This window comes from Halopseudomonas phragmitis (assembly GCF_002056295.1).
Lineage (GTDB): Bacteria > Pseudomonadota > Gammaproteobacteria > Pseudomonadales > Pseudomonadaceae > Halopseudomonas > Halopseudomonas phragmitis.
Window position 1 is genome coordinate 3,087,344 of sequence record NZ_CP020100.1, and the last position, 24,683, is coordinate 3,112,026.

Genomic DNA, 24,683 nt, shown 5'->3' on the forward strand with positions numbered 1-24,683 from the left:
AATTATCGCGATTTGATCTGGCAGTCCCTGCTTTGCAGTCTACGACTGTCAGGTCAAATTTAGCTGTCAGTACGGCAGTAAGACAGATTCAGCCTTGTATTAAGTCGGCAAACCAAAGCCGGCTAGATCTGTTCCTGACCGGCCGCTGAAGGCCCAGGCTGTGTAAAACGTTGGCATCGACCTTGCTGTGATTTTATGGATTCAAATCAGCGGGGGATGCCGATGAAGCGTTTTATCCAAGGAGAGCATCGGGACCAAGCAGCACTGGGTCGTTTTCGAGGTAAGGGCGGTGACGCAGACGCTGCTGCGTTCAATGCTCGCAACATGGTGAGTGCGTACTTGGAAGGACAAGGCTTATAAAAGCGCTCGACTCACCTACATATCAGCCTGCCTTCATAAAAAATCCGTCTCCTTTTGCTCCCTCAAGAAAATCTCGAGTGCTTCATACTTCATCGGTTTGGCAAAATAATACCCCTGTAACACATTGCACCTGCAGCCCTTCAGGAAGGCCACCTGAGATTCGGTTTCAACACCTTCGGCGACCACCGTTAGACTCAGGTGCTGGGCCATAGAGATAATGCCTTGGATGATGGCGGCATCGTGACAATCAGTGCTGAGCTCCTGGATAAACGAGCGGTCGATCTTGATCTTGTCTATCGGCAAGCGTTTGAGGTAGCTGAGACTGGAAAATCCGGTGCCGAAATCATCGAGAGCAATGCGCACTCCCAAAGCCTTGAGCCGGTGCAATGTGTCGATCGCTTGTTCAGCGTTATGCAGCAAAAGCGATTCGGTGATCTCCAGTTCCAACTGCTCACCACAGAGTCCGTGCTTCTCCAGGACGGTTTGGATAAATTGAACGAAATGACCACGCTGGAAATGCATTGGCGAAATGTTCACAGCCATCGAGATGCCAGTGATGCCCTGTTCGCCTAGCTGGCGCAGTTGAGCGCAAGCCGTATCGAGTACCCAGAGGCTCAGCGGGATGATCTGGCCACTGTCCTCTGCCACTGGTACAAACACTGCTGGTGAGATATATCCTTTTTCCGGATGCTCCCAGCGCAGTAATGCTTCGACCCCGGCCACTCGCCCCGTACGCGCTTCTATCTGTGGCTGATAATGCAACTTGAGCGACTGAGTTTCGATAGCCTTCTGTAACTCATTGCGTAGTCTCGCGTGTTCACAAACACGCTCATTAAGATCGCTGGTGTACCACTGAAAGTGGTTGCGCCCTTGCTGCTTGGCTTTGTACATGGCCATGTCAGCCTGCTGGATCAGCTGCATCGGCTGCTCGATGTAACCATCGCTCATGGTGATGCCGATACTTGCACTCACATGCAGGTCAATGCCTTGGATGCAGTAGGGCCTGGCAATGCCAGACATCAGTCGTTCGACCACCGGTACAACGTCGTCATCACGGAGCAGGTTCGGCAGCAGAACGATAAATTCATCGCCGCCCATACGCACGATAGTATCACTGGGGCGAACCTGCTGGGCCATACGCTGCGCCACCTCAATCAGCACCTGATCGCCGACGGAGTGCCCAAGCGAATCGTTGATGGATTTGAATCCATCCAGATCAATGCACAATATCGCCAGACGACGCTTATGCCGACGACTGATGTGACAATCCAGAACGAGCCTATCTTCAAGAGATACACGGTTAAGCAAACCAGTCAGTCGATCATGGCAAGCGTTGAAGCTCAACTCGCGCTCGTAATGCTTCTGCTTGCTGATATCCCTGACAACTCCGAATACCCCGATGACCTCGCCATTGACCATGATCGGCAGGTTGGAAATGTCCATGGTCAGCAACCTGTCACTCTCGTCGCGAACCCGTGCTTCGAAACGCTGTGACTTTCCGGCGCAGGCTGCAGAGAAATGCCGACTGGCTCGATGCAGATCCTCTTCGACCACTAGATTGACAAAGTGATGACCGATCAAGTCGGTAGTGGTGTATGGCTTGAGCTTCAAACCTGCAGGGTTCGCACTCTGGATTTTACCGTCCAGATCGAGGACGAACACCGGGTTGGGGTTGTAGGTGAACAATGAGCGAAAACGTTGTTCGCTTTCCTCCAGGCGTCGGCCGTCACACTCACGGCGGATCGCAATGGCTGCCAGTTGGGCCGCGCAGCCCAGTCGTTGAATCTGCGTCTCGTCCGGCGCCTGGGCGCGGTTCTGGTACAAGGCAAACGTACCTAACACGCGCCCTTGATGGGAGAGCAAGGGCACCGACCAGCAGGAGTGCAGATTATGCCTCAGCGCCAGACTGCGGAACCGCTCCCAGCTTGGGTCACGGGCGATGTCTTCGGTGACCACCAGCTCGCGCCGGAACGCTGCGGTACCGCAGGTTCCTTCCTGTGGGCCAATAGCCATTCCATGAATCGCCTGGCTGTATTCAACCGGTAAACCGGGCGCCGCACCGCTCAGCAAGCGTTTGCCCTCGGCATCAGCGAGCAGGATTGAGCTGAAAACTTCGGGGAACTGTGCGTCCAGCATCTGACAAATGGCGCAGAGTATTTCGTCCAGATGGCGATCGGTCGCAATCATATCGAGGATGCTATTCTGCGACTCGGAAAGTGCCTTGCTGTTAAAGCTCGTGGAACAAGTATTCATACTGGTTCTTGAAGACTCTCGATCTCATCCGATCCTCAGAGAGCCTGAAATAGTGAACGGTCGGGCACTTTCAACTAGCGCCTCTGGCGTTCACATTATAAAAGCGCTGATCTAGTCAAAAGGCTCAGATTAGCCATAAAAAATCATATCAGATGACCTAGAAGGCAGACTGCCCCTCCTGGCCGAAAGCTGCCCTCCCTCAAACCAACACCACCACAAGCTCAGCCAACACCCTCACCTCATCCTGATCCTCAGGCACCAGCACAATAGGCAGGAACGAGCAATCAGTAGACTCCGGCGACAACGTAATACGTTGATGGGTCCAACCTACGCCATCGGCTTCGAGTACTTTTTCACTGTGATATTTCTTCACCGTAAAACCACCACCGGTCTCGGCATCATCAATACTGCGATGCTGAGCGACTACGATCTTGCCTTGTCGTGTCCCTTTCGGGTTGGATCGAAACAGGCACCAGGCGCCATTGGGTATTCGCCGGTTCATGGATTCGCCGACTACTTGAGCAACGAACAGGTCTTCGCTGGCGTTTAGCCCTTCCGGCAGTTCTACCCATTCGTCCGCATCCACATCCAGTGACTGCGACTCGGAAAATGCGCCTGCGGCAATCTGCAGAGGAATCAATGGCACGGTACGAGGGTGTGACCTGCCCTCCTCACCACGTATGACGGTAAACGGCAGAGCGGTTTCAACCTCACCCATGGACGGTATAACCGGCTGGGAACCCAGCAAATCCGCCTGGGTGTTTGTGCCAACAACCCGGCTGCGGAAAAAGGCAGTTGTTTCTGCATCGGTAAAATACACATAGCAGCCTTTCATGCCACGCGTCATCAAAGTGCGGTAGGTGTTCTTGATGATGGCGTCAGCCTTGCTTTTAGCGAGTTCAGGGTTCGTTTTGGCAAGTTGTTTCAGGCCAGAGATGGAGCGGTCTGACGGCGCGCGCTTTTCCGGGCGAGTAACGACCTGCCCATCGCGCACTACAAAGTCATCACCGACGATGACCCCGATATAGTCGGTTTCAAGCCCTTGACAGGTGTGGATACAGCCCACTTCATGCACGGAGTCCTCGGAGATCATCCAGAGCCCGCCATCTTTGGTCAGATTCCAGCGAGCCTTGAAGCCATGTTCCGGCATTTCAATATCGTAGGCGGCCGGGTTCTTTTTGCTTGGCCATTTCCAACAGTAGCCTGCGACCATCCGAGCACGGTTTCTTTCCCGGTTGCGTGCGGTGATCAACGCCTTGAGTTCGGTTGGCGAGTCCAGCACGCGAAAGTCGTATTCAGCCACATCCAGTGTGGCGTTGGCTGTTTCGCGTATCTGTAAGGTGTTATCCAGCCAAGCGAGATAACCGTCAGACCCGTTGCAGCGAAACTGAGACTCCAGCGCCCCCTCCACAACCGTGGCACCAAGTTCAGCGGCCCACTGGCGAATAGTTTCCTTTTTACCAACATCCTTGAGGGTGACAATCTGCGACTCATCGATGAAAAAAACGGAGAACCGGGCGGCATTGATGATCTCCTTGACCTGATGTTCGCCCAGGTTGGCATACAACCCGGACTTTTCATTCAGGCGATGCGCCTCATCGACCACCAACGCATCAAACTCGTTGCTGCTGGTGGCTGTGAAGGCGCCCGAGCCTACGAACAGGTTGGAGATGTAGGTTTTCTTGAACGATCCGGCCAGACGAGCTTCATATACGGCTCTGGGTGCAGCATTCTTGGTGACGTACTTGGCAACCATGCCTGCATTGGTCAACCCGACCAGCAGATTGACCGCCACTACTGATTTTCCGGTGCCGGGGCCGCCTTCCACGATATAGACACGCTTACCCTGCTCTCGCACAGCTCTTGCGTGGCTTAGGGCAGTTTCATAAACCAGCTTTTGGTCGTCGACCAGAACAAACTCCTGATTACCCTTGAGCAATCCAGCCAGACCATCAGCCAGACTTTTGGACGGTCTGATACGCCCACCTTCAATCCGAAAAAGCGTATTGCCCTTGTCACCATATTTGACGTGTTGGCGAATAAACTGCCGAAGCCGGTCACGCTCCATATCCCCCTTGAGAAATACCGGAGCACGCTCAATATGCGCGGCGTAAAAAGGATCATTGATGGCACCCTGGGAGTCGGCATAATTATGCAGATAGGCGCAGGGGCGCAGCTGCACGCCACCGTCATACACGACTTCGTTGTAGCCTTCCAGCAGCGCAGCGTAGGACCATGCCTGATACGAGGGATGACCAACTTCTGTTTCGCCACGAGCAAAACGGGTCGAAACGATACCGTCTTTTGCGGTTTTACGCGCAGACTCCCACTGTTTCAGTTCTACGATGACGACACAGTCCTTGTCTTCATGGTTCTTGCCGGTCAGCAGGAAGTCAACCCGCTTGGCCGTTTGTGGGATAACGTATTCAATGGCTACACCACAATCATCGGGAATCGCTTCGTCATTGAGAACCTTGCCCATGTAATGGAGCGAGGACGCCCAGGAGCGTATCTCTTCTTTCGAGACGCTCCTGCCAGTCCGGTTGCGGAAGGACTCCAGCACGATGTTTTCAATATCACGCTTGAACACATCATCCAGAAAATGCTGTTTGTCTGTCTGATAGATAATCAAGCGTCACAGCTCCGTATACTTCTTGTTCGAGCCTTTGGCTTTTTCAGCCGGGTATTTGACGCCGTTCTTCTCTATCTTGGATTCCAGAGCCTGCTCCAAGTCTATGCCCAAGTCATTGGCCAGTAGTAAGGTGTAGCAGAAAACATCGGCCAGTTCGTCAGCAAGATCCTCTTTGCGCTCCCGGGCAGCGTTCTGGATGGCTCCCATGTCCTGTTTCCACTGAAAAATCTCCAGCACTTCGGCCGCTTCCAGCACTAGTGACAACGCCAGGTCCTTGGGGTTGTGAAACTGTTTCCAGTCACGCTCATCGCGGAATGCCAGGACTTTTTCGGTCAGTTTTTTTATCTCGGACACACTCTCTCCAAAATCCTTGTCAGCAAGACGACAGTGCAGGCTCGTGCCTCTGGGCCTGCATCACGATGTGAACCACTTTGCATTATCTACCGGGATTTGTCTCTAGTCGCCCTGCTCACGCAAGGTCAGAAACAACCTCAAGTCCAGCTCCAACTGGTGATAGTCCGGTTCCATATGCTGACATAGCTGATAGAAGGACTTGTTGTGCTCCTTCTCGCGCAGGTGCGCAAGCTCGTGCACCACGACCATCCGCAGTAACGGCTCTGGCAGGGTCTTGAAGATAGCCGATACCTTGATCGCGTTTTTGCGCTTGAGCTTGCTGCCCTGCACACGGCTGACAAACTGATGCTGGCCCAGGGCGTTGCCGATGACGTGCATGCGGGTGTCATAGAACACCTTGCTGATCGGATCAGCGCTACGCATGAATTGCTGCTTGATGCGCTGCACGTAGTCGTACAGGGCCGCGTCGGTTTGGATCAGATGCTGAGCTTGCGCTGGATAACGCTGTTCAAGCCAGGTGCCAAGTCGCTTGCTGTCGATCAGTTGCTGAACCTGCTGTTGCAGGCTGGAGCTATAGCCGCCGAGGTACTTGAGTGTGGTCATGGTTACTCCTCTAGCAAGCTACCTGGATCAAACAGCTCCCTCCTCACCAGAATCACGTAATACAGTTGGCGACTGTACTCAGTAAAATCGCTCAGAGGCTTCCCCATATCCAGAGCGGCTTCGCAGGCTACCGAAAAGATACGCCGCTGACGGCTGGGTATTACCTGATACAAAACCTCAAGAATCGCTGGCAGGTTCATGTCGGCTCCTTGCCTTCAATTCTCGTTGTATGCGCACAACAATACAACCGCATCCGTGGGGTACCCCCGTTTTAGTGGGGCAGCAAAGCAAAGGATCAGAGCAGTTGATATCACCGGGCAATCAGAAACCTCAGCCGCAGCAACACCCCTTCAGCCTGCGATTACGGTAAGGCTGCAAGAACGGGGTCACCATCAACATAAGCACCCCTACTGCCACCAATAGCCACAAGGCCGACTGGAAGTGACCCGCACTATCACGCAGATATCCCACGAGCAACGGACCGGCAGCGCCGACCAGATAACTCTGCAACATCACAAAAGCAGTCCAGGCGCCAGCCTCCTCAGGTGTCGAAGCGTTGTCCAGCGGTAGGGTCATACCCAGGGTAAAGGCACCTCCGGTACCAAAAGCCGCAATCGCAGCAGTCACCAGCGGCATGGCATCAGGCGCAACGGCCATCGCCAGGCTGCCCAGCAAGGCGATGCTGGAGCTCGCGGCAAGCAACAGACGTCGATCATCGCTACGGCTGAGCAAGCCAAACACCGGGTTGGCCAGCATGAACCCCAGGGTATAACTGGCCAGGATCAAGCCTGCCGAGCTGGCGCTCTCGCCACGCTCGATATACATCGGTGCCAACCAGGCAATCAGGGCGTAGAACACCAGGTTGTTGCAGGCGAAGAACAGTGCGATCAGCCAGGCCGTAGGGTTGCGCAGCGGCATCCTGGGCATCTGGGTCGAAGCGGTAGAGACCGGCGCTCTCAGGCTCCGATGCTCGATGCCCACCCAGGCCATGATCGCCAGCAGTGCCGGCAGTACCCAGAAACCGCCCGCCCAACGCCAATCACCAATCAACTGCTCGATCGGCCCGGTCGCCACCGCAGCGACTGTGCTGCCCAGGCCGATGGCCGTTGCATAGATACCCATGAACAACGCGATACGATTCGGCGAGCGCGCCTTCACGTAACTGGAAAACAGCGTTCCGGCGACCGCGATACCCGCCCCGACTGCCGCAGTACTGGCAAACAACTGCCCAATGGAGCCAGCCAGCGCACGCAGGATGATCGCGGCGCCCAGCACGATCAGCGCCAGCAGGATGATCCGGTCACGCCCAAATCGATGCGCCAGCCAGGGTGCGGGCAGTGCCAGCAATCCCATCAGCAAGGTCGGAATCGTGGTCAGCAGCGAGGCCTGGGTGTGAGTCAATCCCAGCTCATCGATGATGGCGGTCAGCAATGGCCCCATGGAAACGATGCCCGGGCGCAGCGTGAGCGCGACGAGCAGGATACACACGACCACGGCTGCGACTGACGGAGCACGGACGTCGCTGCCAGCCAAGGCCGGATACGCCAGACCCGGCGTAACATCGCGTTCGATCGGTACGGATTTGACAGACATGACGAAGACTTCCTACGCAGTGAGCAGTTACGCAGGCGTGTCCCCGTCCATTCGCGTCGAGGCCACGCCGGCAGATGTGAACGTCAGTCCGAGTAGGTCGGGTAGTCCGTCAGGCCCTTCTCCGCGCCACCATAGACAGTGGCAGGATCCAGCGGGTTGAGCGGCCAGCCATTGGCGATGCGTTCGGGCAGATCGGGGTTGGCGATGAAGGGACGACCGAATGCGATCAGGTCGGCCAGCCCGGCCTCGATCAGCCGCTCACCACGCTCGGCGGTATAACGACCGGCGTAGAGAATCTTCCCGCTGAAGTTCGCGCGTACGTCGCGGCGGAAGCTCTCGGGCAGATCCGGCGCGTTGTCCCAGTCCGCCTCGGCGATCGACACATAGGCCACACCTGCTGCCTCCAGCACCTTGATGGCTTCGATATAGGTGGTGTGCGGGTCCTCTTCGACCAGGCCGATATACACCCGGTCCTGATCGGTGCCGGTGAACAACGGGGTGAAGCGCACACCAAGGCGATCCGCGCCTACGGCAGCGGCCACGGCGTCTACGATCTCGCGCAGGAAGCGCAGGCGGTTTTCCAGCGAGCCTCCGTAAGCATCATCGCGCTGGTTGGAATGTGCGGAGATGAACTGGTTGACCAGATAACCGTTGGCTGAGTGAATTTCCACGCCATCGAAACCGGCGTCGATGGCATTGCGTGCCGCCTGGGCGTACTGCCCGACCAGATCGCGGATTTCAGCCAGCTCCAGTGCGCGTGGAAGCGACGGCTGAACCAGCTCGCCGACACCAGGGCCGGTCTGAATGAATGCCTTGACCTTCTGCGCCTGAATGGCGGATGGCGCCACGGGCGCCTGCCCGTCAGGCTGAAGCGCGTTATGGGAAACGCGACCGACGTGCCAGAGCTGGGCGAAGATCACGCCACCTTCGGCATGTACCGCTTCGGTCACCTTGCGCCAGCCATCGATCTGAGCCTGGCTGTAGATACCGGGCGTCCAGGCATAGCCCTGGCCACGCGGTTCGATCTGGGTGCCCTCACTGACCATGAAACCGGCACCGGCACGCTGGCGGTAATAAGTGGCCATCAGATCAGTCGCGATATCGCCTGGCTGGGCGCTGCGCTGACGAGTCAACGGCGGCAGCACGATGCGGTTCTTGAGAGTGATACGCCCCATGTCGATGGGGGTAAACAGAGCAGCATGTTTCATGATTTCTATCCTGTTGTTCAGGCGACTGCACTTATCGACAGGCGCACGGGCGCGAATGGACGCACCTGGCGCCCAATGGGCTTGATGATTGGGAGTGCGGCCCCTCTGCTGGAGAGGCCGCTCAGGCGTTACTTCTTGATCAACACGGTTTTCGGGTTGGTGAACAGCAGGCGGCCTTCATGGCCGTGCTCAGTGCCGATACCCGATTGCTTATGGCCACCGAAGGGAATATCGATGCCTTGCGTGTGGATCTCGTTGACCCAGACCATCCCGGTTTCCAGGCGATTGGCCACGGCCACCGCTGCCTGGGTATCACGCCCCCAGACCGAACCACCCAGGCCGAACGGACTGTCGTTCGCGCGGGCCACGACATCGTCGACGTCGTCGTACGCGATGATCGGCACGATCGGTCCGAACTGCTCCTGCTGCACGATCATCGAGCTCTCTGGCGGGTTGTCGACCACTGTTACCGGGATGAAATAGCCAGGACGGCTCTCGTCTACCTCACCGCCCAATACCACTTTGTAACCATTGGCCTTGATGTCATCCAGGAAGCTACGAACCTTGTCGTACTGCATCTTGTTCTGCACAGGGCCGACGGTCACGTTCGGGTCGAGACCGTCACCCATGACCTGCTGCCGCGCGTACTCAACGAACGCTGCCACGAACTCATTGCGATAACTGCTATGCACGTAGAGGCGCTTGATACCCACGCACCACTGCCCCGAGTTACCGACGGCGCCCCAGTACAGTTGCGGGATGATCGCTTGCCAGTCGGCATCAGGCATGACGATTGCCGCGTCGTTGCCGCCCATCTCCATGGTCAGCCGCTTGACGGTGCCTGCAGCCGAACGGATGACATGCTTGCCGGTCTCGGTGGAGCCGGTGAAACTGATCTTGGCGATGTCCGGGTGAGCGGTCATTTGCGGGCCCAGCTCGTTGCCACCTGAAACCACTGAAAGCACACCAGCAGGCAGCACGGACTGAGCAATCTGCCCAAAGCGCAAGGTGGTGAGGGGTGTGAATGGCGACGGTTTGATGACCATGGTGTTGCCGGTGATCAGCGCGGGCGCCACTTTCCACAGCGCCAGCAGCACCGGGAAATTCCACGGCGTGATCGCACCGACCACACCCAGCGGCGTGTGATGCAGCTCGACGATGTGGTTGTCGTTCTCCTCGACGATCTCCACCGGAATACGCCGCGCAGCGATCTGGCGAATCCACGAGATCGCCTGGTCAACTTCCGGCTCGGCCATGGTTTTCAGCGGCTTGCCTTGTTCCAACGTCAGCAAGCGAGCCAGTTCATCGCGGTGTTCCAAAAGCGCATCGGCATAGGCATCCAGATAGCTCTGGCGCTGGTCGTAGCTCAGGACCGACCAGGTCTTGAACGCGCCTTTGGCAGCAGCGATCGCCGCCTCCAGTTGCTCAGGCGAACCCGACGGAGCCTTGGCGAAGACCTCGCCAGTCGCCGGATTGAACACATCGAAATGCGCATCGGTGGCGACCAGCTTACCGGCGATGGACAGGTAGTACGGGCCATCGAAAATGCTAGTAGAGCGGGAATCTTTCATGACAGTAGACATTAGCCTATCTCCTTGAATCCAAATGAAAATCTATTGACTTAAATGATCAAGACAGCTTTCTTCAGGCAGCAGAAATCCCGTCACCCAAAAGGCGACTGCTGCTGCGGTGTTGTTATGCGGTAGCGTGCGCGAGGGCGCTCAGAGCGGGCGCACAGTGCGCCCGCTCATTACTTGCACGGGTTCGTCTGAACCCTGCAGATTGCGCGAATCAAGCCAGCAGTTTGAGCAAGGCGTTGGCAGCGGACTCTGAGCTGGCGGGGTTCTGACCAGTGACCAGGCGCCCGTCGACTACGGTGAACGGCTGCCAGTCGCCGGCTTTCTCATAACGTGCGCCAAGTGCCTGGAACTCGTCCTCGATGAGGAAAGGCACCACGTCAGTCAGTCCTACAGCGGCCTCTTCGCTGTTGGTGAAACCAGTCACCCGGCGGCCCTTGATCAGCGGCTCGCCATCCGCAGCCTTGACGTGGCGCAGCACGCCCGGAGCATGGCAGACGAAACCGATTGGCTTACCGGCGCGCTCGAAGCTTTCGATCAGGGCGATGGATGTATCCGACTCCGCCAGATCCCACAGAGGGCCATGGCCGCCTGGGTAGAACACCGTGTCGAAATCCTCAGCCTTCACTTCACTGAGTTTCACCGTGCTGGCCAGGGCTTGCTGCGTGGCCGGATCGGCAGCGAAACGGTGGGTCGCCTCGGTCTGGAAATCCGGCAGATCACTCTTGGGATCCAGAGGCGGCTGGCCACCGGCTGGCGATGCCAGCACGATGTCGGCCCCGGCGTCCTTGAAGACGTAGTAAGGCGCGGCGAACTCTTCCAGCCAGAAGCCGGTTTTATTGCCGGTGTTACCCAGCTTGTCATGGGATGTCAGAACCATCAGAACTTTCATGATCATTGCCTCATAGTGGGTATTGCATTGGTTTCGACCGACCCTTGCCGGTCATGGGTTCACTGGTTACCGAGAAGGTGTTGCGTCTGCTGCAGTGCCTCTTCGAACGAATCGGGCGTACGGGTGATCTTGGTCATCACACTGGCCCCCAACCACAGGGCATAGAGCCTCAGTGCCAGCTGAGCGGGCGTAGCAACGATGGTTACCGTGCCCTCCTCCACGCCTCTGCTGATCGCAGCCTCCAGCCGCTCGACGATCTGCGCGGTACCGCGCCGAAGTGCCAATCGCATCGGTTCGGAAAGATCGGCGACTTCAGCGCCCAATTTCACGGCCAGGCATTTACCGCACTCGACCTGACAGGTCTGGTTGGAGATCCACAGTTGCCAGTAACGCATCAGCGCGTCATGGGCGCTGGTTGCTGGGTCCTGAAAAATACGATCCATGTCAGCGAAATAGGTTTCGAAGTAGTGCTCCAGCAGCGCTGTGCCGAAGGCGTCCTTCGAAGCGAAGTAGTGGTAGAAGGAACCCTTCGGCACGCCCGCGGCATTCAGTACCTCATTCAGCCCAACAGCGGAGAAACCTTTGCGGGCGATGATCGATTGGGCGGCGCCGAAAATGCGCTGCCGGGTCTGATTGCTATCAGTGGTTGTCATAGCTGCCTGCCTAAGTAGACCAGTCGTCTAGTTCGTTGGAGCTATGTTAGGAGTCGGTACTGATAGCAGCAATGTCATATCTGCAAGGATTTCGGACATGCACGGCAAGCCGATTGCGCAAACCACCCGGCTCTCCGACAATAGACGCATGCCCGCAGAGAGGAAATGATCGATGCATACCGTGGCATTAGTGGTCTACCCGCAATTCCAAGCGCTGAGCCTGTCGGTCGGTTCCGTATTCGAATGCGCCAATCTCCTGCATGGCGAGCCGGTCTACCGGTTCACTCTGGTGTCCGAGACAGGTGGAGCCGTGCTGTCGTCTCAGGGCTTCTCGGTCAATACCGAGGCGCTCGGCCTGGCTGGCTATGACACCATCATCGTCAGCGGCTACCTGGAGTTGGGTGAACCCAGTCCCGAGCTGCTGACGTGTCTATCCAGCACCAGCTCGCAATCGCGACGTATTGCATCACTGTGCACAGGAGTCTTCGTGCTCGCCGAAGCCGGCCTATTGGAGGGCAAACGGGTCACGACTCATTGGTTGCACGTGCCCGAGTTCAAGAAACGTCATCCCACTGTCAGAATCGATGATGATCGGCTGTTCGTAGTCGACGGGCAGATCTGGACGGGTGCAGGCATGAGTGCCGGAGTGGATCTTGCCCTGGCCATGGTAGAGAGCGACCTGGGCCCTGACCTGGCCCGCCGCGTGGCCCGCAAACTGGTAATCGCCCAGCGCCGGGGCGCTGAGCAATCACAGCTCTCGGCTCTGCTGGAGATAGACCCCAAATCCGACCGCGTACAACTGGCGATGGCCTATGCGCGCGAAAACCTGCGCAGTGATCTCTCGGTCGAGGCACTGGCAGATGTCGCGCGACTAAGCCCTCGCCAGTTTAGTCGAGTGTTCCGCGAGGAAACCGGAAAAACTCCAGCGAAAGCAGTCGAAAGTCTGCGAATAGAGGCCGCACGCGTGATGATGGAGACGAGCCGTCATCCAGTAGAAGTGATCGCACGCGAGACTGGTTTCGGCGATCGTGAGCGCATGCGTCAGGCTTTTCTACGTGCCTATGGGAAACCGCCGCAATTGATGCGAGATGAGCTGTACAAGACAGCCAACGGGGCAGGCTGAACACGCCTATTAGAACTTGCTCACCAACAGATACACCTGAGTTCCCTACTGCAACCACAATTCTCTCAGTAGCGCTCACTGTAGTCGCCTACCAAAAAACAGCAGGCATAAAAAATCCAGTCACCGCTAAGTGACTGGATTTTTTCTGAAGTTGGTCGGGACGGAGTGATTCGAACACTCGACCCCTTGCACCCCATGCAAGTGCGCTACCAGGCTGCGCTACGCCCCGACGATGCCTGAGCTTGTCGGCTCAGGCGGGTCGCATCATACAATAACTGCCTGAAATGAGAAAGTTTTTTTTCGATTCAGTCAGTGATGCGAACGCATTTTGAGCACCTGCAGCACATCTTCCAGTTCGGCAATAGTCTGACGGATCAGTTGCTTGTACTGGGTAATGTCTTCCTTGGCCTCCTCGCCGGACAGGCGCTGTCGCGCACCGCCGATGGTGAAACCCTGGTCGTACAACAAGGCGCGGATCTGGCGGATCATCAGCACATCCTGGCGCTGATAATAGCGGCGATTGCCGCGCCGCTTGACCGGCGACAACTGCGGAAACTCCTGTTCCCAGTAGCGCAGGACATGCGGTTTGACCGCACAGAGTTCACTGACCTCACCAATGGTGAAGTAGCGTTTGCCGGGGATAGCCGGCAGTTCATCGTTATGGCTGGGTTCCAGCATAGGCTTCCACTCGTGCCTTGAGTTTTTGTCCGGGCCTGAAGGTTACGACACGTCGGGCGGTAATTGGTATTTCTTCACCGGTCTTGGGATTGCGGCCGGGGCGCTGGCGCTTGTCGCGCAGGTCGAAGTTGCCGAATCCGGACAACTTGACCTGCTCGTTGTGCTCCAGCGCGTTGCGGATCTCCTCGAAAAACAGCTCGACCAGTTCTTTGGCTTCACGCTTGTTAAAGCCTAGTTCCTCGTACAGCCTTTCGGCCATTTCTGCTTTTGTCAGAGCCCCCATACACCTATTTCCTTAACGTGGCATTGAACCCTTGCTCCAGGGACGTCAGCACCTTGTCCATGACAGCGTTCACCTCTTCATCAGTAAGAGTGCGCGATGAATGCTGTAAGGTCAAGCCGATGGCCAGACTTTTTCTATTGGGATCAATACCTTTGCCTTCATACACGTCAAACAACCTGAGGTTCTTGAGGTTTTCGCCTGCATTGCGGCGGATATCCTCGAGCAAATCCTCGGCCATGACCTGCTTGTCGACGAGTACGGCAATGTCCCTTCTGACCTCGGGGAAACGCGACAGTTCAGAGAATGCCGGCAATACGCCCTCGCTGATACGCTCAAGCTCCAGTTCGAACGCAAATACCGGGCCCTGCAGATCCAGCTCGCTGAGCAATTGCGGATGCAACGCGCCCAGCCAGCCAACGACTTCGCCATTGCGACTGATCCGTGCACTCTGGCCAGGATGCAGAGCTGGGTGTTCGGCCGGCTCGAACCGGTAGCTGGACAGTGCCCCACCCTGCCCCAGTATGGCTTCGACATCACCCTTGAGGTCATAGAAGTCGAGCTTGTCGCCGGCATTGGCCCAGGCTTCGGGCAGCCGGGTGCCAGTGGCGATACCCGCCAGCATCGGTTGCTGCAGCAATTCGCCGCTGGCTTGCGGCAGGAAGCGCAGGCCGCTTTCGAACAACCGCACCCGCGGTTGCTGGCGGTTCTGGTTGTGCAGTACTGCCTTGCTCAAACCCGGCAGCAGACTGGTGCGCATGACCGCCAAATCAGCGGAGATCGGATTGGCCAGTGCCAGCGGCTCATGCACAGGATCAAACAACTTGCTCAGCCCCGGCTCGATGAAGCTGTAGGTGATCGCTTCCTGGTAACCACGGGCAACCAGCAGCCGGCGCAGCACAGTCAGCTCACTGCGCGCTTCAGGCTTGGCAGTCAGATTCAGGTCGGCAGTTGGCGCGCTGACCGGCAGGCGGTTGTAGCCATACAGGCGAGCCAGCTCTTCAATCAGATCGATCTCCAGGCTGATATCGAAGCGATGACTGGGTACTTCGACCTGCCACTGCCCTTCGCCATCGGCTGCGATTCCCAGGCCCAGGTTGCTCAAATAAGCTTCGATATCGGCCCTGGGCAGCTCCATGCCCAGCATCTGGGTAATACGCTCGTTGCGCAGGGTGATATGGGCGATCTTCGGCAGGTGCTCGGACGCAACCTGTTCGATGACCGGGCCCGGCTCACCGCCGACAATCTCCAGCAGCAGGGCGGTGGCGCGCTCGACCGCTTCGCGCTGCAACTGCCAGTCGACACCACGCTCGAAACGATGCGAGGAGTCGGTGTGCAGGCCATAACCACGGGCCTTGCCGGCGATGGCGATGGTGTCAAAGAAGGCGCTTTCCAGGAACAGGTCGGTGGTACTGGCCGCCACGCCACTGTGCTCGCCCCCCATGATCCCGGCCATGGCCAGCGGACGCTCATGATCGGCAATAACCAGGGTATCCGGGCGCAGGCTGACTTCCTGACCATCAAGCAGAACCAGCTTCTCGCCCTCTTCGGCCAGGCGCACGCGGATGCCGCCCTTGATTTCAGTCAGGTCGAAGGCATGCATGGGCTGGCCCAGCTCGAGCATCACATAGTTGGTGATATCGACCGCCGGATCAATGCTGCGGATGTCGCTGCGACGCAGACGCTCAATCATCCACAAGGGCGTTGGCCGCGACAGGTCCACATTGCGAATAACGCGACCGATGTAACGCGGGCAGGCTTGCGGTGCCAGCAACTCAACCGGACGGGTTTCGTCATGCACGGCCGGTACCGGGTCGATCTGCGGGCGCTGCAGCGGCGCTGCGTAATTGGCCGCCACTTCACGGGCCAGACCGGCAATCGACTGGCAGTCACCACGGTTGGGAGTCAGGTCGACTTCGATAATGGCATCGTCCAGCCCCAGATAGACGCGCAGATCCTGACCCACCGGCGCATCGGCCGGCAGTTCGAACAGCCCGTCATGGTCTTCGGACAGCTTCAGCTCGGACGCCGAGCACAGCATGCCAGAGGACTCAACGCCGCGCAGTTTGGCCTTCTTGATCTTGAAGTCTTCACCGAGTACCGCGCCAACCATGGCAAACGGCACCTTGATACCGGCCCGGGCGTTGGGTGCGCCGCAGACTACCTGGAATTCCTCGTTGCCACTGCTGACCCGGCAAACTCGCAACTTGTCGGCATCCGGATGCTGCTCGGCGCTCAGGATCTCGCCCACCACCACGCCGCTGAACTCGCCAGCAGCCGGGGTGACGCTGTCCACTTCCAGACCGGTCATCGACAGCCGGGCGACCAGTTCGTCCCGGCTCACCTGCGGATTGACCCAGCTCCGCAGCCACTGTTCACTGAATTTCATCTTGAATTCCTGCTGTCAAAGGGTTGCCGGGTGCTCATCGGAACTGCGCCAAAAAGCGCAGATCGTTGTCGAAGAACAGGCGCAAGTCGTTGACGCCGTATCGCAACATGGCCAGGCGCTCAACGCCCATGCCGAAGGCAAAGCCCTGATACTGCTCCGGATCGATGCCCGAAGCGCGGAATACATTGGGATGCACCATGCCGCAGCCCATGACCTCCAACCAACCAGTCTGCTTACACACCCGACAACCGTCGCCATTACACATCACACACTGGATGTCGACCTCGGCCGAGGGCTCGGTGAACGGGAAGAACGAGGGCCGGAAACGCACGGCCAGTTCCTTCTCGAAGAACACCCGCAGAAACTCTTCGATGGTGCCCTTGAGGTCGGCGAAGCTGACCTTGCGATCGACCAGCAGGCCTTCGACCTGGTGGAACATCGGCGAGTGGGTCAGGTCCGAGTCGCAACGGTAAACCCGCCCAGGGCAGACGATACGGATCGGCGGCTTCTGGCTTTCCATGGTGCGCACCTGAACCGGAGAGGTGTGGGTGCGCAGCAGGGTATTGGCGTTGAAATAGAAGGTGTCATGCATCGCCCGCGCCGGGTGGTGGCCGGGGATGTTGAGCGCCTCGAAGTTGTGATAGTCGTCCTCAACCTCGGGGCCTTCCGCGACGGCATAGCCGACCCGGGAAAAGAATTCTTCGATCCGCTCCATGGTCCGGGTTACCGGATGCAGGCCACCACTGACCTGACCACGGCCCGGCAGGGTCACATCGACCCGCTCGGCAGCCAGCTTGGCATTCAGTGCCGCTGCTTCCATCTCGGATTTGCGCGCATTGAGCACGCTCTGCACCCGCTCCTTGGCCTCATTGACCATCGCCCCGACCTTGGGACGCTCTTCTGCGGGGATATTGCCCAGGGTCTTCATCACCTGAGTCAGTTCGCCCTTTTTGCCGAGGTACTGAACGCGGATCTGCTCCAGCGCATTGACATCAGCCGCCTGCTGCACAGCCTCCAGGGCTTGGGAGACCAGGGCGTCGAGATTTTCCATGAACACGCACTCCAGAAACAAAAATAGGGGAAGAGCTATGAGGCTCTTCCCCTATCATTGACGTTGCCAGCCGGCGCGAACGCCGGTGATTGTCGTAACGAGGGCTTAAGCCAGGCTAGCCTTTGCTTTTTCGACAATCGCGGTAAACGCCGCTTTTTCGTTCACAGCCAGATCGGCCAGAACCTTACGGTCGATTTCGATGGACGCCTTTTTCAGACCGGCGATCAGACGGCTGTAGGACAGACCGTTCTGACGGGCACCAGCGTTGATACGGGCAATCCACAGAGCACGGAACTGACGCTTGCGCTGCTTGCGGTCACGGTAGGCGTACTGACCTGCCTTGATGACGGCCTGCTTGGCAACGCGGAATACACGCGAACGTGCACCGTAGTAGCCTTTGGCGAGCTTCAGAATTTTCTTGTGACGCTTACGCGCCATTACACCACGCTTAACACGAGCCATTCTTAATATCCTCTACCTAGACTTAACGGAGACGCAGCATGCGTTCAACTTTTTGGACGTCAGAAGCATTGAGCTGCTGAGTACCACGCAGTTGGCGCTTACGCTTGGTGCTCATCTTGGTCAGGATGTGGCTCTTGAAAGCGTGCTTGTGCTTGATGCCCTTGCCAGTCACTTTAAAGCGCTTGGCGGCACCGCTTTTGGTTTTCATCTTTGCCATGTTCGTAACTCCATAAGAGAGTAAATAAAGGTAACCACAAGGCCTGGCGTTGCCCTGGAGATTACTTTTTCTTCTTGGGTGCGATGACCATCATCAGCTGCCGACCTTCCATCTTCGGGTGCTGTTCAACGGTACCGTATTCGGCCAGGTCAGCTTCGACCCGCTTCAACAGTTCCATGCCCAGCTCCTGATGCGCCATTTCGCGGCCGCGGAATCTCAGAGAGATCTTGGCCTTGTCCCCATCGGAAAGGAACCGGATCAGGTTGCGAAGCTTAACCTGATAGTCCCCTTCCTCCGTCCCTGGACGAAACTTGATTTCCTTGATTTGAATCTGCTTCTGATTCTTGCGCGCAGCCGCCTGCTGCTTTTTCTTCTCGAACAGGTGCTTGCCGTAATCCATGATCCGGCAAACTGGCGGCTGGGCATCGGGAGAGATTTCAACCAGATCGAGCTTGACCTCCTCTGCGGCTGCCATAGCTTCCTGAATGGACACGATACCGATTTGTTCTCCATCGGCGCCAATCAGGCGCACTTCGCGCGCCGTGATGTTTTCATTGATCGGCGGACGCTGTGCGGCTCTTTTGTCTTGTCTCATCTCGCGTTTAATCTTTATTGCTCCGAATTCGGGCGGCCTCGTTGTGCAACAGAGCGGGCAAGGAATTCGGAGAACTCGGCGACTGACATCGAACCCAGATCTTTACCCTCCCGCGTGCGCACGGCCACAGTGTGCGATTCGACTTCCCGGTCACCTACTACCAGCAGGTAGGGAGTCTTGTGCAAAGTATGCTCGCGGATTTTAAAACCGATCTTCTCGTTTCTCAAGTCCGCAACAGCGCGATAGCCCATTTCATTTAGGCTTTTCTCGACTTCACGGCAAAATTCCGCCTGATTATCGGTGATATTCAGCACTGCGGCCTGAGTCGGCGCCAACCAGGCCGGGAAATCGCCAGCATAATGTTCGATCAAAATTCCGATGAAGCGCTCGAACGAACCGAGAATCGCCCGGTGCAGCATGACCGGAGTCTTGCGACTGCCATCCTCGGCAACATATTGGGCACCCAAGCGGCCCGGCAGCATGAAATCTAGCTGCAGAGTACCGCACTGCCAGACTCGACCAATGCAATCACGCAGCGAAAACTCGATCTTCGGCCCGTAGAATGCACCCTCGCCCGGCTGCAGATCCCATTTCAGGCCAGCCTCATTGAGCGCAGCTTCCAGCCCCTGCTCCGCCTGATCCCACAGCGCATCGTCACCTACACGGCTTTCAGGGCGGGTCGACAGCTTCAGTTCGACGTCATCGAAGCCAAAGTCCTTGTAGACTTGCAGGGTCAGGGCGATGAAGTCAGCTGCCTCGGACTTGACCTGCTCATCGGTACAGAAAATGTGCGCGTCATCCTGGGTAAAACCACGCACGCGCATCAGGCCGTGCAGCGACCCAGATGGCTCATTGCGGTGGCAGGAGCCGAACTCGGCCAGCCGCAACGGCAGCTCGCGGTAGCTCTTCAGGCCCTGATTGAACACCTGAATGTGGCACGGGCAGTTCATCGGCTTGATCGCGTAGTCGCGACTTTCCGACTCAGTAGTGAACATGTTCGCCGAGTAGTGCTCCCAGTGACCGGAGCGCTCCCACAACACACGATCAACTACCTGCGGGGTCTTGATCTCGCGATAGCCGCTGTCGCGCTGAACCTTGCGCATGTACTGCTCAAGCACCTGGTAGACGGTCCAGCCATTGGGGTGCCAGAACACCATGCCGGGCGCTTCTTCCTGGGTATGGAACAGATCCAGGCGCTTGCCGAGTTTGCGATGATCGCGCTTCTCGGCCTCTTCCATGCGCTGAATGTAAGCCGCCAACTGCTTCTTGTCGGCCCAGGCGGTGCCATAAATGCGCTGCAACTGCTCGTTCTTGGAGTCGCCGCGCCAGTAGGCGCCGGAAATCCGGGTCAGCTTGAACGCCTTGAGAAAGCGAGTATTGGGCACGTGCGGACCACGGCACATATCGACATATTCTTCGTGGTAGTACAGACCCATGGCGGTTTCGTCGGGCATATCCTCGACCAGCCGCAGCTTGTAGTCCTCACCACGCGACTTGAACACTTCGATGACCTGATCACGCGGAGTCATTTTCTTGATGACGTCGTATTCGGTATCGATCAGCTCACGCATGCGCTGCTCGATCGCCGCCATGTCTTCAGGGGTAAACGGCCGCTCGAAGGAGATATCGTAATAGAAACCTTCTTCAATCACCGGCCCGATCACCATCTTGGCGCTCGGATACAGCTGCTTGACCGCATGGCCAACCAGGTGGGCACAGGAGTGGCGAATGATCTCCAGCCCGTCTTCGTCTTTCGGTGTGATGATCTGCAGACTGGCGTCGCTGTCGATAAGGTCACAGGCATCGACCAAACGACCATCGACCCGGCCAGCTACGGTGGCCTTGGCCAGCCCGGCACCAATCGAGGCGGCGACTTCGGCCACGGTTACGGGATTGTCGAACGAACGCTGACTGCCGTCGGGGAGAGTAATAACGGGCATGCTGCCACTCCTTCTCAGTGGTGACCCCTACGCAAGGCCACATGATGGAAATGCCGCACTGGCTGACCGCCACAGCTCATACCGGCGTCACAGTCGCCGGCAGCCCTCATCAGGCTGCTGTGGAGCCGCACAGGGCGGCGCTGAAACAAAAAACCCGGCCACAGGGACCGGGTTTTTAATTTGGTAGGCACGATTGGATTCGAACCAACGACCCCCACCATGTCAAGGTGGTGCTCTAACCAACTGAGCTACGTGCCTGCGATGGAGGCGAACTTTACGCAGCACCTCCGACCCTGTCAAGCACTAAGTTACTGAAAAGGTGAAAAAAGCTGCAAACTCATGGGGCTGGTTAGACATTGACCAACTGCCCTCTCAACTTCTGTATCTGATCACGCAATTGCGCCGCCGACTCAAACTCAAGATCACGGGCATGCTGATACATCTGCTCTTCCAGCTGACGAATGCGCTTGCTGATTTCCGAGGGCGAACGCAGCGTCGCATCGTAACCTGCCGCCTCTTCCGCCACTTTTTGCTGCCTGCGCTTGCCTGACCGGCTACCCGGCACCACCGCGCCCTCGAGAATATCGGCAACACTTTTGACCACGCCCTTGGGGGTAATGCCATGCTCAAGATTGAAGCTGATCTGTTTGGCCCGGCGGCGCTCGGTTTCACCAATGGCCCGCTCCATTGAGCCAGTAATCCGGTCGGCATAAAGGATCGCCTTGCCGTGGAGGTTACGCGCGGCACGGCCAATGGTCTGGATCAGCGAACGCTCGGAGCGCAGGAAACCTTCTTTGTCGGCATCCAGAATCGCCACCAGCGAGACCTCTGGCATATCCAGGCCCTCGCGCAGCAGGTTGATACCAACCAGCACGTCAAAGCTACCCATGCGCAAATCACGAATGATCTCGACCCGCTCGACCGTGTCGATATCCGAGTGCAGGTAGCGCACCCGGACATCATGATCACCAAGATAGTCGGTCAGATCCTCGGCCATGCGTTTGGTCAGAGTGGTGACCAGCACCCGCTCGCTGCGCTCTACCCGCAGCCGGATTTCCGATAGCAGGTCATCGACCTGGGTGGTGGCTGGGCGTACTTCGATTTCCGGGTCGACCAGACCGGTCGGCCGCACCACCTGCTCGACCACCCGGCCTGCATGCGCTTCTTCATAGGGACCCGGTGTAGCGGAAACAAAGATGGTCTGTGGCGAAATGGCCTCCCACTCGTCAAAACGCATCGGCCGGTTGTCCAGCGCCGAGGGCAGACGGAAGCCGTATTCGACCAGAGTCTCCTTACGTGAACGGTCGCCCTTGTACATGGCCCCGACCTGCGGCACCGAGACGTGCGACTCATCGATCACCAGCAAGGCATTGGCTGGCAGATAGTCGAACAGGGTCGGCGGTGGCAGGCCTGGCTCGCGCCCGGACAGATAGCGCGAGTAGTTCTCGATGCCATTGCAGTAACCCAGCTCAAGAATCATTTCCAGGTCGAAACGTGTGCGCTGCTCCAGACGCTGCGCCTCGACCAGTTTATTCTGGTTGCGCAGCACTTCCAGGCGCTCACCCAGCTCAATCTTGATCTGTTCCACAGCCTCAAGCAAAGTCTCACGTGGCGTCACATAATGCGTTTTAGGATAAATAGTTACACGCGGAACTTTACGTAAAACTTCACCTGTTAACGGGTCGAAGAAGCTAATGTTCTCGACCGTATCATCGAACAGTTCGATACGTATGGCTTCAAGGTCGGATTCGGCCGGGAAGATGTCGATCACATCGCCCCGGACCCGATAATTGGCCCGCGCCAGCTCCATGTCGTTGCGGGTGTACTGCAACTCCGCCAAGCGCCGCAGCAGCGTCCTCTGATCCAGCACGTCGCCCCGGTCGACATGCAGCACCATGCGCAGGTAGGACTCAGGATCACCCAGACCATAAATGGCCGAGACGGTGGCAACGATGATCGCATCCGGCCGCTCCAGCAGCGCCTTGGTCGCCGACAGACGCATCTGCTCGATATGGTCGTTGATCGAGGCATCCTTCTCGATATAAGTATCCGACGACGGCACGTAGGCCTCGGGCTGGTAATAGTCGTAGTACGACACGAAGTACTCCACCGCGTTGTTCGGGAAGAACTCCTTGAACTCGCCATAGAGCTGGGCCGCCAGCGTCTTGTTCGGCGCCATGATGATCGCCGGGCGCTGCATGCGCTGAATCACGTTGGCCACGGTAAAAGTTTTGCCCGAGCCGGTCACGCCGAGCAAAGTCTGGTGCGACAAACCCGCCTCCAGGCCTTCGACCAATTGCGCGATGGCCACCGGCTGGTCACCGGCCGGCTTGAAACGGGTCTGCAACTTGAACTCATTCATGGCGCTCACTCATCAGGGCTGCGGCAACAACCGACTATCTTAGCACCCGACGATGTGACGATCAGGCTGGTTTGGACATCGGATGTTTCAGCATGCTGGTCTCGCACTTAACAGGCTCTGCGTCTATAATGAGCGGCCGCGTACGGCATGACCCGACACCATTCACCCATCTGTCTCGAGTTAGCCCCTATCATGAGTGTTTTCTCCCCTGTTGAAATGGCTCCCCGCGATCCCATCCTTGGCCTGAACGAGGCGTACAACGCCGACACCAGAGCCAGCAAGGTCAACCTGGGGGTTGGTGTCTATTACGACGAAAATGGCAAGGTTCCGCTACTGCGCGCCGTCGAGGCCGCCGAGCAGGCCCGGGTCGCTGAACACGCCCCGCGCGCTTACCTGCCGATTGAGGGCCTGGCCGCCTACGATCAAGCTGTGCAGAAACTGCTGTTTGGTCAGGACTCGCCGCTGCTGACCGCCAACCGTCTGATCACCGCTCAGTCTCTGGGCGGTACCGGAGCCCTGAAACTGGGCGCCGACTTCCTTTATCGTCAGACCGGCAAGCGTTTGGTCGCGATCAGCAATCCGAGTTGGGAAAACCACCGCGCACTGTTCGAAGCTGCCGGCTACGAAGTGGTCGAGTACCCCTATTACCATCCAGCCACCAACGGCCTGGATCTGGACGGCATGCTCAAGAGCATCGAAGCCCTGCCGGAAGGCAGTGTGGTTCTGCTGCATGCCTGCTGCCACAACCCGACCGGCGTTGACCTCTCACTGACAGACTGGGCCAAGGTCATCGACGTAGTTCAGCGCCGCAACCACGTCCCCTTCCTCGACATCGCCTACCAGGGCTTTGGCGAGAACCTGCAGGACGATGCGATGGCCGTGCGCCTGTTCGCCGAATCAGGCCTGGCGTTCCTGGTAGCCAGCTCGTTCTCCAAATCGTTCTCGCTTTACGGCGAGCGGGTTGGAGCTTTGACTCTGGTTACCGCCAACAGCGAGGAAACCGCACCGGTACTGTCGCAGCTCAAGCGGGTGATTCGCACCAACTACTCCAACCCGCCAACCCACGGCGCCCAGGTAGTGGCCAAAGTGCTGACCAACCCCGAGCTGTATAGCTTGTGGGAGCAGGAACTGGCTGAAATGCGCGTGCGCATCAAGGCCATGCGCCAGGCTCTGGTGGAAAAGCTCCAGGCCGCCGGGGTTACCCAGGACATGAGTTTCATCCAGCGCCAACGTGGCATGTTCTCCTACTCAGGCTTGACCAAAATCCAGGTTGAACGCCTGGCCAGTGAGTTTGGCATCTATGCAGTTGGCAGCGGGCGGATCTGCGTTGCCGCACTCAACCAGAGTAATATCGAACACGTGGCCAACGCTGTGGCCACCGTGCTGCAGGAAGCATGAGAAGCTGCGCACTGACTGACAAAAATCACTCAAGGCCTTGACCTTCCTGATTTTTTTGGTAAA

General features: G+C 57.7%; 21 protein-coding genes, 2 tRNA genes and 1 pseudogene. 2 read left to right on the forward strand and 22 right to left on the reverse strand.

Translation table 11 applies throughout. The annotated features are described in order from the left end of the window. Positions 1-393: 393 nt before the first annotated feature. The 11 genes and pseudogenes from BVH74_RS14345 to BVH74_RS14390 form a co-directional block, all read right to left on the reverse strand. Positions 394-2,613: a putative bifunctional diguanylate cyclase/phosphodiesterase gene (locus tag BVH74_RS14345; protein WP_080050755.1), complete on the reverse strand. Its 2,220-nt coding sequence runs from the start codon at positions 2,611-2,613 to the stop codon at positions 394-396. 199 nt (positions 2,614-2,812) lie between these two features. Continuing rightward, positions 2,813-3,331: a LexA family protein gene (locus tag BVH74_RS18985; protein WP_231705626.1), complete on the reverse strand. Its 519-nt coding sequence runs from the start codon at positions 3,329-3,331 to the stop codon at positions 2,813-2,815. 54 nt (positions 3,332-3,385) lie between these two features. Continuing rightward, positions 3,386-5,245 (reverse strand): annotated as a pseudogene (locus BVH74_RS14350) (DNA/RNA helicase domain-containing protein); the annotation flags it as partial. 3 nt (positions 5,246-5,248) lie between these two features. Next, positions 5,249-5,599 (reverse strand): nucleotide pyrophosphohydrolase, encoded by a 351-nt coding sequence (locus BVH74_RS14355; RefSeq protein ID WP_218189140.1) that lies wholly within the window; start codon positions 5,597-5,599, stop codon positions 5,249-5,251. 102 nt (positions 5,600-5,701) lie between these two features. After that, positions 5,702-6,202: a M48 metallopeptidase family protein gene (locus tag BVH74_RS14360; protein WP_080050757.1), complete on the reverse strand. Its 501-nt coding sequence runs from the start codon at positions 6,200-6,202 to the stop codon at positions 5,702-5,704. Positions 6,203-6,204: 2 nt separating this feature from the next. Next, entirely contained in the window at positions 6,205-6,402 is a 198-nt protein-coding gene (locus BVH74_RS14365) for a hypothetical protein (RefSeq protein ID WP_080050758.1), read from the reverse strand. Positions 6,403-6,532: 130 nt separating this feature from the next. Beyond that, positions 6,533-7,795 carry an MFS transporter gene (locus BVH74_RS14370; RefSeq protein WP_080050759.1) on the reverse strand — a complete coding sequence of 421 codons (1,263 nt, stop codon included), beginning with the start codon at positions 7,793-7,795 and terminating at the stop codon, positions 6,533-6,535. Between the two features lie 83 nt (positions 7,796-7,878). Further along, positions 7,879-9,003, reverse strand: a complete 1,125-nt coding sequence (locus BVH74_RS14375) for an alkene reductase (RefSeq protein WP_080050760.1) — start codon at positions 9,001-9,003, stop codon at positions 7,879-7,881. Positions 9,004-9,131: 128 nt separating this feature from the next. Continuing rightward, positions 9,132-10,586: an aldehyde dehydrogenase family protein gene (locus tag BVH74_RS14380; RefSeq protein WP_177344537.1), complete on the reverse strand. Its 1,455-nt coding sequence runs from the start codon at positions 10,584-10,586 to the stop codon at positions 9,132-9,134. 208 nt (positions 10,587-10,794) lie between these two features. After that, a complete protein-coding gene (locus BVH74_RS14385) occupies positions 10,795-11,472 on the reverse strand; it encodes a type 1 glutamine amidotransferase domain-containing protein (RefSeq protein ID WP_080051744.1) in 678 nt (225 codons plus the stop codon). 59 nt (positions 11,473-11,531) lie between these two features. Then, a complete protein-coding gene (locus BVH74_RS14390) occupies positions 11,532-12,125 on the reverse strand; it encodes a TetR/AcrR family transcriptional regulator (protein WP_080050762.1) in 594 nt (197 codons plus the stop codon). Positions 12,126-12,297: 172 nt separating this feature from the next. Here BVH74_RS14390 and BVH74_RS14395 point away from each other — a divergent pair, with 172 nt between their 5' ends. After that, the gene (locus BVH74_RS14395) at positions 12,298-13,248 is read left to right on the forward strand and encodes a GlxA family transcriptional regulator (RefSeq protein WP_080050763.1); all 951 of its coding nucleotides are present in this window, start codon (positions 12,298-12,300) and stop codon (positions 13,246-13,248) included. A gap of 152 nt (positions 13,249-13,400) precedes the next feature. Here the strand turns inward: BVH74_RS14395 and BVH74_RS14400 are convergent. The 11 genes from BVH74_RS14400 to uvrB form a co-directional block, all read right to left on the reverse strand. After that, positions 13,401-13,477, reverse strand: a tRNA-Pro gene (locus BVH74_RS14400). 80 nt (positions 13,478-13,557) lie between these two features. Then, on the reverse strand, positions 13,558-13,926 hold the full coding sequence (locus BVH74_RS14405; protein WP_080050764.1) for a MerR family transcriptional regulator: 369 nt from the start codon (positions 13,924-13,926) through the stop codon (positions 13,558-13,560). Further along, complete coding sequence (ihfA, locus tag BVH74_RS14410; RefSeq protein WP_080050765.1) at positions 13,907-14,209, reverse strand: integration host factor subunit alpha; 303 nt, start codon at positions 14,207-14,209, stop codon at positions 13,907-13,909. Before ihfA ends, BVH74_RS14405 begins: the two co-directional genes overlap by 20 nt. 4 nt (positions 14,210-14,213) lie before the next feature. Continuing rightward, entirely contained in the window at positions 14,214-16,595 is a 2,382-nt protein-coding gene (gene pheT / locus BVH74_RS14415) for a phenylalanine--tRNA ligase subunit beta (protein ID WP_080050766.1), read from the reverse strand. A gap of 34 nt (positions 16,596-16,629) precedes the next feature. Further along, complete coding sequence (gene pheS, locus BVH74_RS14420; protein WP_080050767.1) at positions 16,630-17,646, reverse strand: phenylalanine--tRNA ligase subunit alpha; 1,017 nt, start codon at positions 17,644-17,646, stop codon at positions 16,630-16,632. Between the two features lie 105 nt (positions 17,647-17,751). Further along, positions 17,752-18,108, reverse strand: a complete 357-nt coding sequence (gene rplT, locus BVH74_RS14425) for a 50S ribosomal protein L20 (RefSeq protein ID WP_080050768.1) — start codon at positions 18,106-18,108, stop codon at positions 17,752-17,754. Between the two features lie 22 nt (positions 18,109-18,130). Continuing rightward, positions 18,131-18,325: a 50S ribosomal protein L35 gene (rpmI, locus tag BVH74_RS14430; RefSeq protein ID WP_080050769.1), complete on the reverse strand. Its 195-nt coding sequence runs from the start codon at positions 18,323-18,325 to the stop codon at positions 18,131-18,133. Positions 18,326-18,386: 61 nt separating this feature from the next. After that, on the reverse strand, positions 18,387-18,938 hold the full coding sequence (gene infC / locus BVH74_RS14435; RefSeq protein WP_176472794.1) for a translation initiation factor IF-3: 552 nt from the start codon (positions 18,936-18,938) through the stop codon (positions 18,387-18,389). After that, entirely contained in the window at positions 18,935-20,860 is a 1,926-nt protein-coding gene (gene thrS, locus BVH74_RS14440) for a threonine--tRNA ligase (RefSeq protein ID WP_080050771.1), read from the reverse strand. The genes infC and thrS overlap by 4 nt, the downstream gene beginning before the upstream one ends. Before the next feature lie 181 nt (positions 20,861-21,041). Next, a tRNA-Val gene (locus BVH74_RS14445) sits at positions 21,042-21,118 on the reverse strand. A gap of 91 nt (positions 21,119-21,209) precedes the next feature. Further along, entirely contained in the window at positions 21,210-23,222 is a 2,013-nt protein-coding gene (gene uvrB / locus BVH74_RS14450; RefSeq protein WP_080050772.1) for an excinuclease ABC subunit UvrB, read from the reverse strand. Positions 23,223-23,414: 192 nt separating this feature from the next. On the opposite strand from uvrB, the gene BVH74_RS14455 reads away from it, so the two are divergent. Next, a complete protein-coding gene (locus tag BVH74_RS14455) occupies positions 23,415-24,620 on the forward strand; it encodes an amino acid aminotransferase (protein WP_080050773.1) in 1,206 nt (401 codons plus the stop codon). The last annotated feature ends 63 nt before the right edge of the window (positions 24,621-24,683 follow it).